General features: G+C 35.9%; 9 protein-coding genes. 7 read left to right on the top strand and 2 right to left on the bottom strand.

What is annotated here, in order from left to right:
- Positions 1–14: 14 nt before the first annotated feature.
- Positions 15–2,408, top strand: coding sequence for a heavy metal translocating P-type ATPase (locus tag I0Q91_RS04570; RefSeq protein ID WP_270453159.1), 2,394 nt, complete (start codon positions 15–17; stop codon positions 2,406–2,408).
- A 61-nt stretch (positions 2,409–2,469) separates the two neighbouring features.
- Here the strand turns inward: I0Q91_RS04570 and arsB are convergent, their stop codons facing one another.
- Positions 2,470–3,519, bottom strand: coding sequence for an ACR3 family arsenite efflux transporter (arsB, locus tag I0Q91_RS04565; RefSeq protein WP_270453157.1), 1,050 nt, complete (start codon positions 3,517–3,519; stop codon positions 2,470–2,472).
- A 176-nt stretch (positions 3,520–3,695) separates the two neighbouring features.
- Between arsB and I0Q91_RS04560 the strand changes: the two genes are divergently transcribed.
- From I0Q91_RS04560 to I0Q91_RS04535, 6 genes are all read left to right on the top strand, one after another.
- Complete coding sequence (locus I0Q91_RS04560; RefSeq protein WP_270453156.1) at positions 3,696–4,076, top strand: ArsR/SmtB family transcription factor; 381 nt, start codon at positions 3,696–3,698, stop codon at positions 4,074–4,076.
- A 100-nt stretch (positions 4,077–4,176) separates the two neighbouring features.
- Positions 4,177–7,329 (top strand): alpha-mannosidase, encoded by a 3,153-nt coding sequence (locus I0Q91_RS04555; protein WP_270453154.1) that lies wholly within the window; start codon positions 4,177–4,179, stop codon positions 7,327–7,329.
- Between the two features lie 93 nt (positions 7,330–7,422).
- On the top strand, positions 7,423–7,998 hold the full coding sequence (gene rbr / locus I0Q91_RS04550) for a rubrerythrin (protein ID WP_270453153.1): 576 nt from the start codon (positions 7,423–7,425) through the stop codon (positions 7,996–7,998).
- Positions 7,999–8,124: 126 nt separating this feature from the next.
- Positions 8,125–8,778: an SIMPL domain-containing protein gene (locus I0Q91_RS04545; protein WP_270453151.1), complete on the top strand. Its 654-nt coding sequence runs from the start codon at positions 8,125–8,127 to the stop codon at positions 8,776–8,778.
- 76 nt (positions 8,779–8,854) lie between these two features.
- Positions 8,855–10,738 carry a bifunctional metallophosphatase/5'-nucleotidase gene (locus I0Q91_RS04540; protein WP_270453150.1) on the top strand — a complete coding sequence of 628 codons (1,884 nt, stop codon included), beginning with the start codon at positions 8,855–8,857 and terminating at the stop codon, positions 10,736–10,738.
- 29 nt (positions 10,739–10,767) lie between these two features.
- Positions 10,768–11,889, top strand: coding sequence for a M50 family metallopeptidase (locus I0Q91_RS04535; protein WP_270453149.1), 1,122 nt, complete (start codon positions 10,768–10,770; stop codon positions 11,887–11,889).
- 14 nt (positions 11,890–11,903) lie between these two features.
- Here I0Q91_RS04535 and I0Q91_RS04530 read toward each other — a convergent pair whose 3' ends face one another.
- Positions 11,904–13,460 (bottom strand): LTA synthase family protein, encoded by a 1,557-nt coding sequence (locus I0Q91_RS04530; protein ID WP_270453148.1) that lies wholly within the window; start codon positions 13,458–13,460, stop codon positions 11,904–11,906.
- Between the last annotated feature and the right edge of the window lie 398 nt (positions 13,461–13,858).

The raw sequence follows: 13,858 nt of genomic DNA, 5'->3' as shown, positions 1-13,858 counted from the left end.
AGGAGGAGTAAAGTATGTCTACTAAGAAAATAACTTTTTCTGTAATGGGTATGACCTGTGCATCCTGCTCTCAGGCTGTTGAGAATACTCTTGCTGATACTGATGGCATCAGTGAAGCTTCAGTAAATATAAATACAGAGAAGGCAACAATATCATATAATCCTGAAAGTATTGGCTTTGATGATTTAGAAGAAATTGTTGAGAAAAGTGGGTATAAAATTAAAAAGAGTAAGATTGAGTTACCGATTGCCGGGATGAGCTGTTCATCCTGTGCTCAGGCAATTGAAAAGAATATTGCTAAGCTGGATGGTATTTTAAAAGTTAATATTAATTTTGCAACAGAGAAAGGCATGGTTGAGTATATGCCTGATCTTGTTGGCAAAAAAGAGATGATCAAGGCTATAGAAGATGCTGGATATCAGTTGAAACAGGAAGAAGTATCAGAAGAATCTGGAGAAATAGATCAGGAAGAAAGGGAATATACAGATGCCAGAAAGAAGGTCATGGCTGCATTTGCATTGACCATTCCAGTATTTATTTTGATGTTTGGAAATTTATTTGGCTATTCGCTACCTGTAGCTGGCTGGGTGCAAGGATTGATTGAGGCAACTCTAGCTTTCCCTGTTGTATTTATTCTTGGCTATGAGACCCATAAAGGTGCCTTTAATTCTCTCCGTCATGGCAGTGCCAATATGGATGTGTTGATAACTCTTGGTACCTTTGCAGCTTTTGGCTATGGAGTTTCGGCTTTCTTCTTTGATGTAGATCGTTTCTTTGGGCTGGCTGCCGGTATTATGGCATTCCATTTAATTGGCCGTTTTCTGGAAGCCAAGGCCAAGGGTCGGGCTTCTCAGGCAATCAAGAAACTTTTAGAGCTAGGGGCTGATACAGCCAGAATAGAAGTCGACGGTGATGAAATCGAGGTTCCAGTGGAAGATGTTGAAATTGATGATATTATGATTGTTAAACCTGGGGAGAAGATTCCGACTGATGGTACTGTTATCAGTGGCAGGAGTGCAATTGATGAGTCAATGGCAACAGGTGAATCGATGCCTGTTGAAAAGTCAGAAGGCGATGAAGTAATTGGTGGAACGATTAATAAACAGGGAGCTTTAAAGGTTAAAGCGACAAAAGTTGGCCAGGATACTTTCCTTTCACAGGTAATTAAAATGGTTGAAGAGGCCCAGGGAACTAAAGTTCCGATTCAGGCATTTGCTGATAAGGTAACATCTTATTTTGTGCCAACAGTTATTGGGCTTTCAATTTTAACCTTTATTCTCTGGATGATCTTTGGTGGAGCAGATATTGTTACTAATGCTATCTTTGCCAGTATCGCCGTTTTAGTTATTGCCTGTCCCTGTGCTTTAGGCCTTGCAACTCCAACTGCTCTAATGGTTGGTACAGGTAAAGGCGCTGAAAATGGAGTATTAATCCGGGATGGAGAAGCTGTTCAGACAATGAAGGATATAACAGCGATTGTTCTGGATAAGACAGGAACAATTACTAAAGGTGAACCTGAGGTTACTGATATTGTAGCTGTTGGTGATTATAATGAAAATGAGGTACTCCAGCTGGCTGCCAGTGCAGAGAAGTCATCTGAACATCCTCTAGGAGATGCAATCTTTAAGAGGGCTGAAGAGAAAGGTCTTGAATTTAAAGAGATATCAGACTTTGAAGCAGTCGTTGGTCGAGGCATTAAAGCCAGCATAAATGGTAAAGATATCCTGGTTGGTAATCAGAGATTAATGGAAGAAGAAAATATTGATATTGAAGATTTAAAGGAGAAAGTTATCGGTTTTGAAGAAGAGGCAAAAACAGCAATGCTTGTGGCTTATGATGGCAGGGCAGCTGGAATTATTGCAGTTGCTGATACTTTAAAAGATGATTCAGTTGCAGCTATTGCTGAATTCAAGAAGATGGGTTTAACGACTATTATGATCACCGGAGATAATGCAAGAACTGCTAAAGCGATTGCTGATGAAGTTGGTATAGACAGGGTAATATCTGAAGTCATGCCTGATGATAAGTCATCAGAGGTTAAAAAGCTTCAGTCTCAGGGTGAGATTGTGGCCATGGTTGGTGATGGTATCAATGATGCACCTGCTTTAAAACAGGCTAATGTTGGAATTGCAATCGGTACCGGTACTGATATTGCGATTGAATCATCAGATTTAACTCTGGTTAGAGGAGAATTGAGTGCAGTTGTCTCTGGATTTAAATTAAGTCGCTATACTTTCTCTACAATCAAGCAGAATTTATTCTGGGCCTTTATCTATAATACAGTAGCGATTCCAGTTGCAGCCTTAGGTTTCCTTAATCCAATAATTGCTGCTGGTGCTATGACAATTAGTTCTATAAGTGTTATTTTGAATTCGACTAGATTAAAGGGTAAAGATATTTCCATTTAAAGAATCTAATATTAAATTGATTAAACCTGCAGCCAATCAAAAGCTGCAGGTTTTATTATGGTTATGCTTTTCTAACTTTTGGGAACCAGTGTTGTGTCCTTAAACAGATCTGAACTATAATTAGCATGACAGGTACCTCAATTAACATGCCAGTAACAGCTGCAAGAGTTGCACCTGAATCTATACCAAAAAGAGTGATTGCCATGGCGATTGCTACTTCAAAATGGTTGCTGGCAGCAATCTGAGAGGTTGGAGCTGCATCTTCATAGGTTAAACCAATTTTCTTAGAGACAAAGTAACCGATTGCAAAGATCAATGTTATTTGAACTGTAAGTGGAATTAATACCATTAAAACGTTGGTGGGGTTAGATAATACCAGCCCGGATTGAGGGGCTACAATTATAATTATTGTAAATAGTAAGGCTGCTGTTGAAATATAGTGAAGTTTATCAGTAAATTGTTCAAACTTTTCTTCACCATATTTATTTAATAAATACTGTCTTGTGAAATGGCCAGCAATCAAAGGCAATCCTACATAAGCAAATACACCAAAGGCGACTCTGGCTATAGGAACTGGCACATCAGCAACTGGTAATAAGAGGACTGCGAGAGGCCCATAGAGAACAACCATTGATAAAGAGTTAATAGCTACCATTACGACAACATGGCCCATATTTCCTCTGGATAAGTAGCCCCAGACTAATACCATTGCAGTACAGGGGGCTATACCAAGAAGAATCATTCCAGCCATCATTTCACTGGCCAGTTCATAACCTATAAAGTTGCTATAGACTATTCTCATGAAGAACCATGCTATAAAGGCCATTGTGAATGGTTTGACTGCCCAGTTTAGAATTAGGGTTGTTGCAATTGGTTTTGTCGATTTACCAGCTCTTACTATCTTCTGGAAATCAGTCTGGACCATTATCGGGTAGATCATTAAAAATAGTGCTATTGCAACTGGTACAGGGTAGCCAGCGATTTCAATAGCTTCAAAGGTTTCAGTTATCTGAGGAAAGATCTGTCCTAAAACCAACCCAGCAATTATGCATAATCCGACCCAAACTGTGAGATATTTCTCGAAGAAACCTAAGTCATGTTCTTCAGACATATATATTCCCCCCTATTGATAAAATTACTATATTCGTATCTGCTCATATTAATTATAACAATTTGAGATTTGACTTTCAAATATAGCCATTAATTGTTGACATTTTAGATTATTTAGGTTATTATTTGATTGAATTCGGTTAAAGTAATATCGATTAAAGATTGGAGGAAATCATGATGGCTGATTTAATTGATATCATTAAAGCTTTAGGCCAGGAGAATAGACTTAGGATTTTAAATCTGCTGAATCAGCAGAAACTCTGTGTCTGCGAACTGCAGAATATCATGGATGAAAATCAATCAAATATTTCTCGTCATTTAAATGTTTTAAAGAATGCAGGTATTATCTCCAGTGAAAAAGATTCTCTCTGGATTTACTATTATCTGGATAAAGAGACTTTAGAAGAGTATCCTTTCATTGTTGATGTTTTAAATAATGAACTTGAAAAGGTTGAATACTGCCAGGCTGATAATGAGAGATTAAATCTTTATCAGGAGAGCAATTTAGATTGTAGTGATTTAAAAGATAGTGATGTGTTTGAGCCTTTAGAAAAATAATTTGATCTATAGATTTTGCCGCCGTTATTATTACGGTGGTCTTTTTTTATTTGATAAGATATAATTATAATATAGTAATATTTTAAGAAAGGTGATAATTATGATTTCTCAAAAGTTGATTGATAAAATTGAGCAGCGTTTAAACTGGTTGCAGGCTTATTTTTATAATACTATTGAAATTTTAAATACTGAGATAGCTGAATCGGCTGATTATATAGATAGGTCTGAAATTCATCAGCTTGAATTTGAGGAAATTGAGCAGGGAGAAAATTGGGGTAGTGAATGGAGTTCAGCCTGGTTTAGGGCTGAATATGAGCTTGCTGATAATATTAGTGACAGGGACTTGTTTTTAGCAGCAGATTTAGGTGGGGAGTCTATTGTTTATATTGATGGTCTGGCCGCCGGTGCTATCGATAGAGAGCATAATGAAATTCCACTTCAGGACAGGGAATTAGTTTCTGGAAAACACCAGGTTCTTATTCAGTCATATTGTGGTCATGAAGTCCCTGACTATTTTAGTCCAAGTCCGACTGATATCGACCCCAATATGATTGCTAATGATGAGTCACTTTATAGAATACCCTCCAGTTTTAGTTACATAAAATTAGTTGAGAGAAATAAGGCTGCCTGGAAGCTCTATTATGACCTGGCAACATTACTGGGGACTGCTAAAGAACAGGATAAAAATAGTTTGAGATTTAATCAATTAATTAAGAAACTATCTAAAGCGGTAGATTTGATTGACTGGGAGACAGAAGATAAAGTTAAACAGAATAAGCAATTTAATAATGCTGCAGAGTTTATTCAAGCTGAATTAGAGAAAAGGAATTCTCCGACGACTCCATCTTTAAATCTGATAGGCCATGCCCATATAGATGTTGCCTGGCTCTGGCCATTGAAAGAGACCAGAAAAAAATCTGGTAGAACCTTTGCAACCCAGCTTAGAATGTTTAAGAAATATCCAGAGTTTAAGTTTTTGCAGAGCCAGCCCCAGTTATATAAGTATTTAGAAGAGGACTATCCAGAAATTTATTCGAGAGTTAAAGAGGAGATAGAAGCTGGTAACTGGGAGCCTGAAGGTGGAATGTGGGTTGAATCTGATACCAATGTACCGGCAGTTGAGTCATTAATCAGGCAGTTTTTATATGGGAAGAAATATTTTAATGATAAGTTTGGGGCTGAATCTAAAGTCCTCTGGTTACCGGATGTATTCGGTTATAGCGGGAATCTTCCCCAGATAATGAAGGGCTGTGATGTTGATTACTTTATAACTTCAAAAATAGGCTGGAATGATACCAACCGATTTCCCTATGACCTTTTCAAATGGCAGGGGATTGATGGTTCAGAGGTTTTAACTCATTTTATCAAGACGACCTATAATGGTGAAGTCGATCCCTACAGTGTCCAGCAGATCTGGCAGGAATTTAATCAGCCAGAAGATAGTGAAAGGGTTATCCATTCAATTGGTTATGGTGATGGTGGTGGCGGTATAACAATGGAACATCTTGAATATGCCAGGCGCCAGCAGGACCTTGAGGGTCAGCCGAAATTAGAGTTTGGCTTTATAAGAGAATTCATGGATGAATTGAATGAAAATAGGGAGGAGTATCCTGACTGGCAGGGAGAGCTCTATCTTGAGTATCACAGGGGAACCTATACCAGCCAGGCATTGACTAAATGGTATAACCGGAAATTAGAGATAAAGTTAAGGAATACTGAAATATTAGGAGTTATGGCCAGAGGTAATGGTTTTGATTATCCTGCTGAAGAACTGGAAAGCTGCTGGAAAGATTTACTTGTAAATCAGTTCCATGATATTCTGCCTGGGACTTCAATTGCGGAAGTCTATCAGGATACTGTCAGAATGTATCAGGAGATCGATGAAAAACTGGATAGAATTATAGAAAATTCAATTGAATCTTTATTAGAAGATGAAGTTAGAGATGAGTATATTAATGTCTGGAATCTGCTGGTTAATCAGAGGGATAGTATTATTAGATTGGATCTGGCTGATATTGAAAATAGGATGATAATTGATGATGCTGGAAGAAGTTTGCCTGTTCAGGTTGTTGAAAATCAGCTTATCTTTATGCCAGTTGAGCCGCTGCCGGCAATGGGAGTTAATAATTATAAAATTCAGGACGCCACTGAAAATCAGCAATATGTCAATGAAAATATTGTTGGTCCTGTCAGGGTCGACGAGATTTCTAATGGTGATATACTTTATAAGGTTGAAAATAACAGGGTAAGTTTAAGTATTGACAGGTATGGCAGGCTAGTATCATTTATTGATAAGGACAGGAATCGGGAATTAACTAAAGAGACTGAGAGTTTAAATCAGCTTATTCTGGCAGAGGACCTGCCAAGAAATTGGGATGCCTGGGATATTGAAGATTATTATTTTGATAAAGCAGAAAGCTTAAAACCAGAGTATGATATAGAACTGATTGCAGCCGGTCCTTTAGAAGTCAGAATTAGATTTAAAGGGAGCTTTGGTGAGAAATCAAAGCTTAGCCAGGATATAATTATTCAGGCTGATAGCAGAAGAATTGATTTTGAGACTGAAATTGACTGGCAGGAGAGGCATAAACTTTTAAAGGTAGAATTCCCCTTTGATATCCATACAGATCAGGCGGTTTATGAGATCCAGGGAGGATATTTAAAAAGACCTGTCCATGATAATACTTCCTGGGATAGAGCCAGGTTTGAAGTACCTGCTCAGCGCTGGGCTGCACTGGAGGAACCTGACTTTGGAGCTGCTCTCATAAATGATTCAAAATATGGATATCAGGCTATTGATAATAGATTAATGCTAACATTATTAAAATCAGCTACTGGACCGGATCGACAGGCTGATCAGGGTTATCATAAATTTACATATTCGGTATTACCCTATCAGGAAGGAGTCAGTCATGGCCTGGTTAATAGAGAGGCAGCTGATTTAAATAACCATTATATCGTAAGTAATGGGAAATCCAGTTACAGTAATAATTTATTGGATTTAGACAGGAATTTGAAGGGAATAGAGCTTCTTGCCATAAAAGAGGCTGAAAATAGTAATGGTATTATCATAAGATTAAATGAAACTAGCGGTCGGAGGCAGTTTGTTAGTATAGATTTGAAAGAAAAATATACTGAAATAACTGAGGTTAATATGATTGAAAGGGAGCAGGCAAATCTAGCAGGAAATACAGACCATTTAAAGATTGAATTTAAACCATTTGAAATTAAAACTATAAAATTAAATCCTTAAAAATCAGTCTAAAATAGTTAAAAAGCTTTATTTAAGAAAGTTTCTATTATATAATATGATGGAGTTTGATAATAAAATAATGGAGGGATAAAGATGTCAGAATTAAAGGGAACAAAAACAGAAGAGAATTTATTAAAAGCATTTGCCGGGGAGTCGCAGGCCAGAAATAGGTATACATATTATGCCTCTCAGGCTAAAAAAGAAGGTTATAAACAGATTGAAGCAATTTTTATGGAGACAGCCAGAAACGAGAAAGAACATGCCAAAAGATTTTTTGATCTTTTAGATGGAGGTATGGCTGAAATTACAGCAAGTTATCCTGCTGGCGGGATTGGAGATACTGAAGAAAACCTTGAAGATGCCGCATCAGGAGAGAATGAAGAACATACTGAACTCTATCCAGAATTTGCTGAAGTTGCCAGGGAAGAAGGTTTTCCAAAAATAGCTGCAGCCTTTGATAAGATTGGAGAGGTGGAATTAGAACATGAGAAGAGATTTCTCAAGTTACTGGAAAACTTAAGAGAGAAGAAAGTCTTTGCCAGAGACGAAAAAGCACGCTGGAAATGCGATAACTGTGGCTATGTCCATGAAGGAGAACAGGCGCCTAAAAAATGTCCTGCCTGCCTGCATGGTCAAAAATACTTTGAGTTAAAAGAAGTTAATTATTAAAACTTCATAAATTGATTTATTTCGCCCTCTATATTTTTTATAGAGGGTTTTTCTTTTTTTGCAGGAAAATTTTCTTTAATGGTTAATTATAAGCAGATACAATAAAATATAAAGGGGTTGATTTAATTGATTAGTAATTCAAGGGTTATAACTGTAAGAGGTTCAGGTAATGTTTTGATACCACCAGACTGGATAATAATTGACCTGGATTTAGTTGCTGCTGAATATAAATATGATGATACATTAAATGCTGCCAGTAAACAGTTGTCTCAACTTAGAGAATCCCTATATTTTGTTGATTTTGAGAAAGAGGATATTAAAACTAAGAGATTTAATGTCAATACTGTATATAGCAGTTATAAAGATAAAAATGATAACTATCGACGGGTTTTTGAAGGTTATAAAGCCAGTCATGACCTTTTTATTGCCTTTGATTTAGATACTGCTAGATTAGGGGAAATTCTTAATGCAATTACAGAATCAGAGGCCAATCCAGAGTTCTCCATTGATTATACAATTAAAGATAAAGCTGCTGTAAAAAATCAGCTTCTTAAAAATGCTGTTGAAGATGCTAGAATAAAGGCAGAAATTCTGGTTGAAGCTGCCGGTGTCCAGCTAGGTAAGGTTTTGAGAGTAGATTACGATTGGAGCGAAGTTAGATTTCGACATGATTATAATGTATCTTATGAAGATTCTATGATGCTATCTGAGAGTCTAGATTTTACGCCCGATGAGGTTAAAGCTTATGATAATGTAACAGTTGTCTGGTCGCTCGAATAGTGCTAATATTTAATGTAGTTATTTAATATAAATTTGCTCCAGACTATTATATAATAATTATATGGTAGGTGATAAAATGAAAATAAAATTGATTTTAATATCACTTATAAGTCTTATGATTATTATGAATCCAGGAATAGATGCTGAGGAAATAGATTTTACAATCCTCCATACCAATGATGAACATTCTGAGATAGTTCCTCATTCTCCATATCTAGATGCAATTCAGGGGGATGAGGATAATAGTTATGGTGGCCTGGCCAGGCTGGCTGGAGCTGTTCAGGATGTCAGAGCTGAAAGGGATAACACTTTACTCTTCAGTGGTGGAGATATAATAGGAGGGACCCCTTTTAGCTGGCTGGCATCTGAAGGATATGGGGCTGAAATTAGTATTATGAATCAGATTGGCTATGATGGAATAGTTTTAGGTAATCATGAATTTGATTATGGAGTTGATATTTTAATTGAGTTTTTTGATTATGCCGGTTATCCTCAAACTTTAGAGGAGACAACAATTTTAGGCAGTAATATACATGGTCCGGAGAATTACCAATTTAATAATTATTACAGACAGGAAGAGATAATAGAGATAGAAGATTTAAAAATAGGTTTATTCGGATTAATCGGAAGAGATGCATCTTCTATAGCTCCTGATACAGGTCAACTTGAATTTGAAGATCCAATAGTTGAAGCTGAAAATAGAATTGAGAATTTAAAGGACCAGGATGCTGACATTATAATTGCCCTGACCCATTCTGGCCTGACTGAAGATAAGGAATTGGCTGAAGAATTTAGTGAGATTGATCTAATAATTGGTGGTCATTCTCATGATCTATTAACTGAGCTGATTATTATAAATGATACAAAAGTATTTCAAGCAGGCGAGTATCTTGAGTATTTAGGTGTTATAGATTTTAATTATCAATTTGCAGAAAATCAACTAATAATGGAGAACTATGAGCTTGTGGAATTAGATAGTAATATTGAAGAAGACCCAAATATTCAGGGAGAGATAGATTATTATATTGGAGCGTTGAATCAGCTTATTTCAGAAGAGACCGGCGGCAGGTTTGATGATATTAGAGAACCGATAGCCAGAACCGACTATCCAATTGAGAAAGAACCTTATAAATCCGAGCATCCAATGGGGAACTTTGTGACAGACGCAATCAGGCTTATTTCTGACCAATACCTTGAGGAGGATGTAGATATAGCTTTTCTAGGGAATGGCCAGATTAGAGGAGAATTAATTCCAGCAACTAATACTGGTGAAATTGCATTGTATGATTTAATTAAGCCTGCTACTATGGGGACTGGCCCAGAAAACAATTATGGATTTCCATTAGTTGGGGCTTATTTAACTGGTGAAGAAGTAATAACTTTATTAGAGGTGGCCGCACTGGTACCAGTAGTGCAAGAGGATCGTCATTTCATGCAGTTTTCTGGTATCAGATATAGTTATAACCCTGAGAATACAGTGCTCTTTAATATACCTGTGCTAGATTTTCCAGTGCCAACGACCAATGCAGTTTTATCAGCAGAGAATTATACTGGTGATGGTTATCAATTAGAGGACTCAAATCAATATGAAACTTTTGATGAGGATGAATTATATTATCTGGTTACAGATTCTCATATGCTCTCATTAATTAGCCTGGCTGAAGAGACTATACCCTGGCTGGATTTAAAACCTAGAGATAGTGACGGGGAGCCAATGGTAATTGATGAGATGGAGGAGTATTTGATTCAAGGTGAAACCGGTAATTTAAAAACCTGGGAGGCTATAATTGAGTATGCTGAGAGCTTTGAATCAGGGGATCAACTCCCTGAAATATCAGATTATTATCAGGCAAGTTCAGGAAGAATTAATGAGGTAGATTCATTAAGTTATAGCCAGGTTATATTAATTATACTGGCAATATTTATTGGAGCTATAGCTTTATTTAAGTTAAAAGCTTAAGCAGGTTTATAATAGAGAGGGTGAGATATATGTTAAAAAGCTCATTAACAATAATGAAAGTTGCTGGCATACCAATAAGGATTCATGTAAGTTTTTTAATTATTCTCCCCTTTTTTAGCTGGGTTATTGCGACTAATATTGGCCAGATAGCCAGGATGGCTGCAATTGATCCAGGAAATGTTGCTTTAAATCCACTTATTATCGGTTTTATTCTGGCGGTAATGCTTTTTATCAGTGTGACATTTCATGAGATTTCCCATTCGCTGGTTGCCCAGAAGAAAGGGATCAAAATAAATAGTATAACATTGATGTTACTCGGTGGAGTAGCCCAGATGGATGATGATCTTCAAAATCCAAAAGACGAGGCATTAATGGCTGCAGCTGGGCCATTATTTAGTCTGATCTTTGGCGGTCTGCTTCTTTTTATTATTCGGCCTATGATTACAGGATTTAATGCAGATATTAGATTGATGGTTTATTATCTCGGCTATATAAATATTTTTCTAGCTATATTTAACCTGTTGCCAGCCTTTCCTTCAGACGGTGGTAGAATACTCAGATCATTAATAGCCCTGAAAACAAGCCATTATAAGGCAACTAAAATCGCAACGGCAATTGGCAAAGCATTTGCCCTTCTTATGGGCTTTTACGGTTTTCTATATGGCCAGATAATTCTTATGCTAATAGCATTCTTTATCTATATAGGTGCAAGCCAGGAGAAAGAGACCAGTCTGATGCGGGATGTCTTCGGTCCATTTAAAGTTAAGGATCTGATGACCGAAAAGGTGATAACAGTTAGAGAAGATATTACTATCTCGGAGTTATTAGATAAGATGCTTAAAGAAAAACATTCAGGATATCCAGTTGTTGATAGCGAGGGCAACTTATCAGGTTGCGTGACTCTTGAAGATATTAAGGATATTTCAGAGCAGAGCCAGGAATTAAAATCAGTTGAAGAAGTTATGGCCTGCAATATTATTTCAGTTCATCCTGAGGAAGATCTCTTTGAAGCCTTTAAGAAAATGTCCAGGTCAGAGATCGGGAGATTAATGGTAATAGAAGATGGTGAGCTGATAGGTATTTTAACCCGCTCGGATATTATGAAAGCCCATCAGCTCAAGATAGTTAAAGATAAAAAAGAAAATAAATAATTTATCCAGTTTAATCATCGTCTTCTTGTCAGATAGAGGTTTCTCAGATAGTTTATTTTCTCTCTTAATTTAGATTTTTCTGATTCAGATATTTCAGGTTCTGGTCTGTCAGTATCTTTTAGTTTTCCTACAGGTTGGAACCTTTTATTATTAATTAAATAAAGATGGTCCTGATATAAGACCTGGGGTACTTCATGGAAATAAAGTATTGGATACTCCTTATCATCAAATATCGACTTTCCTAAGAATTCCTCAGGCATTTCTTTTTTGCCTAATAAATCAAGAATAGTTGGTGAAAGATCAAGGATACTAACTGCTCTTTCATCAATCGCTGGTTCGATATCTGGATGCTTGATAAACAGGGGGACATGTTCAGGCTGTTTAATATTTCTACTTAGTTCATATTTTCTGCCAGAGCTGTAAGATTCCCTATTTATTAATGATTCGTGATCTGAATAGATAATTATCAGGCTATTCTCCTTTAAGCTTCTGGCTTCAAGCTCATTAATAAACATTTCAATAGAACTATCGACAAATGATAAAGAATTATATAAATTCCTTACCAGTTGGTCATCAATATCTTTAAAAGCTTCGACTTCTTCAGATTGGGGATAGTAGTCAAAAGGATTATGACTGGTGACAGTTATAAAGAATCCGAAAAAAGGTTCACTGGCTTCTTCTAAAAAATCAAGGGATTGTTTAAAGAAATCATAATCATTAACTCCCAGGTCCCTATCTGTTTCCATAACAATATGATCAAATGAGTAATCATCCTCAGTATAGAACTTATCGAAGCCGAGTTCGTTAAAAGCGACATCTCTATTAAAGAAATCACCTTCATAACCGTGAAAAGCCAGGGTCTGGTAGCCGGTTTGATTTAAAATATTTGTAATTGATTGAAATTGACTCATATCATTTATTCGATAAGTATAATTTTTATTAACCGGGTATAAAGATGTTAAAAAAGAAAAGTCAGCATTAAAGCTAGCTCTAATATGCTGGACAATAAAATTAGGAAAGTAGAGGCTTTTATTTTTTAATTTATTAAGGTAAGGGGTGATTTCCTGATTATTATGTTCGTGATTGATCATCTTCTCATCTAAGGATTCAACCTGGATTACTATTATATTTGTTTCACCATCAATTAAACCACGGCCTGCAAGTTCATTATCAATAAAGTCTGGAACAGGCATATCGTATTTAGATTTGGCCTGATAAGGGTTGACTTGTTCGTATATTTCCATCAGATATAGAGGAAAATAACCATAGACATTAACAAATTTAGAGCTAGATCTATGATAAAGTTCCTGGGGGCCATAACCATCAAATATATTGTTGGTATAATAAACCTGGCCAATCAGAAGCAGTAAGACCATGATTAGATAAACTGTCAGACGCTTTTTGCTGTATTTAAAACTTAAGGTTTTCTGGAAAGACTTTCTATTATTTTTAAACTTATAATATAGAAATGAAATAAAAGAAATATCTAAAAAGAAACCAAGCAATATTAAAGGATTTATATTTTCAAAGAATATTCTCATATTACCATAACGGCCTGTATTCTCACTCATTAGATAATCTATAATACTAAAGTAATTACCGAAATAAGAATAATAGAGGTAGCCAACAAAAAATATTATTGAAAATATGATATATGTCCAGTAAAGTTTACTTGATTTTCTTTGCCTGATAAACGGAGTTATTATCAGGAGATAGAATAAAATTATTGTCAGATTCCTTATAATCAGGCCGAGATAAGAGGGGACATTAAAAAATATCAAGAGAATATAATTATATTTAAATAAAAAAGCTAAAAGAATATATAATTGAAATGAATTATTAATATAATAAGAAGTTTTTGCTTTATTAATAAGTATCAACTCCTTTAGAATCAAATGAATAATATGCTAAAAAAATGAATATTATTCGCTTTGTATTTTGTTTATTATATATGATTGCCGGTTACCCG

It is taken from the genome of Halonatronomonas betaini, from assembly GCF_015666175.1.
Classification (GTDB): domain Bacteria; phylum Bacillota; class Halanaerobiia; order Halanaerobiales; family Halarsenatibacteraceae; genus Halonatronomonas; species Halonatronomonas betaini.
This window is presented reverse-complemented; position numbering and strand designations above follow the sequence as displayed.